The 1,225-nt window shown below is 56.2% G+C and carries 1 protein-coding gene; it reads left to right on the forward strand.

Annotation, left to right across the window (positions count from 1 at the left end; translation table 11 throughout):
* Nucleotides 1–97: 97 nt before the first annotated feature.
* Nucleotides 98–1,225: sulfatase-like hydrolase/transferase (locus tag AC1DWF_RS32110; protein WP_476842580.1), on the forward strand; the 1,128-nt coding region annotated here is incomplete at its 3' end.

Genomic DNA, 1,225 nt, shown 5'->3' on the forward strand with positions numbered 1-1,225 from the left:
GAATTGCCCTTGCGTCAGCATTGGCATACTGATTGATTTGAGTGGCTTTGAAGTCGTTTCAATTCGATCGTTTTGCAGATTGCGAAAGGAACTGAAGATGGGGCATAGACTTTCCGATAGCAGCATCGCGACTTGGACTGCCGTAATTGTTCTTTGCGGTGGGCTAGCGTCGGCAGCCCATGCGCAAGACGCGCAAAAACCCAACATCTTGTTCATCGTCTCTGATGACACAGGCTACGGCGACCTTGGTCCTTACGGCGGCGGTGAAGGGCGCGGCATGCCGACGCCAAGTATTGATAAATTGGCCGAAGACGGCATGACCTTCTTCTCCTTTTATGCGCAGCCCAGTTGCACCCCTGGACGCGCCGCTATGCAGACGGGTCGGATCCCGAATCGCAGCGGCATGACCACCGTGGCCTTTCAGGGCCAGGGCGGCGGACTGCCAGCCGCGGAATGGACGCTGGCTTCTGTACTGAAACAGGGAGGATACAAGACCTATTTCACCGGAAAGTGGCATCTCGGCGAAGCCGACTACGCTCTGCCAAATGCCCAAGGCTATGATGTGATGAAATATGCCGGGCTCTATCATCTCAACGCCTATACCTACGCAGATCCGACATGGTTCCCCGATATGGACCCTGCGCTGCGAGCTATGTTCGAGAAGGTCACCAAAGGAGCGCTGTCCGGAAACGCGGGCGAGCCCGTCACGGAGGACTTCAAGATCAACGGCCAATATGTCGACACGCCCACTATCGACGGCAAGGAAGGCGTGGTCGGTATTCCTTTCTTCGACGGCTATGTCGAAAAGGCTGCAATCGAGTTTCTGGACGACGCCGCGAAGGCACCGAACCAACCTTTCTTCATCAATGTGAACTTCATGAAGGTTCACCAGCCGAACATGCCAGCGCCGGAGTTCGAACACAAATCGCTTTCCAAGTCTAAATACGCCGACTCGGTCGTCGAACTCGACACCCGTATCGGACGTATTATGGACAAGCTGCGTGAAACCGGCATGGACAAGAATACGTTGGTTTTTTACACGACCGACAACGGAGCCTGGCAGGATGTCTACCCTGACGCCGGCTACACGCCCTTCCGGGGTACCAAGGGCACGGTACGGGAAGGCGGCAACCGGGTTCCGGCCATCGCTGTCTGGCCGGGCAAGACCAAGCCAGGCGCGAAGAACCATGAAATCCTTGGCGGTCTCGACTTGATGGCCACGTTC

The organism is Aminobacter sp. P4_D5, assembly GCF_056401815.1.